The 517-nt window shown below is 65.6% G+C and carries 2 pseudogenes; both read left to right on the forward strand.

The annotated features are described in order from the left end of the window. A pseudogene (locus H7I41_RS24680) lies at positions 1 to 286 on the forward strand (glutamine synthetase); the annotation flags it as partial. A 20-nt stretch (positions 287 to 306) separates the two neighbouring features. Continuing rightward, positions 307 to 517: pseudogene (locus H7I41_RS24685) on the forward strand (glutamine synthetase family protein); the annotation flags it as partial.

The raw sequence follows: 517 nt of genomic DNA on the forward strand, positions 1-517 counted from the left end.
CGCCAACCCCTACCTGGTGGCCGCCGCACTGCTGGCCGGTGGTCTGCACGGACTGCAGGAGCGGCTCACATTGCCGGCCGCCGACGCCGAACCCGCGCCGCTGCCCGGCGATCTGAGTGCGGCGCTGACGAACTTCGAGAACGCGTTGTGGCTGAACGACATGCTGGGCAAGAACTTCTGCACCTCCTACGCCGCGACCCGGCGGGCCGAACTCGAGCGTTATGAGACCTGGTTGAAGACGACCATCACAGAGTGGGAAACCGCACGGCATCTGGAGCACCAATGAGCGAAGCCCGCGAAGCTCGTATGAACACCAACACCGCTCACCTCGACCTCGCCGAGTTCGACGACCTCGTCGGCCGCGGTGAGATCGATACGGTCATCTGCGCGGCACCCGACCCCTACGGTCGCCTGGTCGGCAAGCGGCTGACCGTCCAGGCATTCCGGTCGTTGGGCCTCAACGGTGAGGGCATCAACGCCAGCAGCTTCGTGTTCGCCGTCGACCTGGAGATGAACC

The sequence above is a fragment of the [Mycobacterium] manitobense genome, from assembly GCF_025821665.1.
In the GTDB taxonomy this organism is placed as follows: Bacteria; Actinomycetota; Actinomycetes; order Mycobacteriales; family Mycobacteriaceae; genus Mycobacterium; species Mycobacterium arseniciresistens.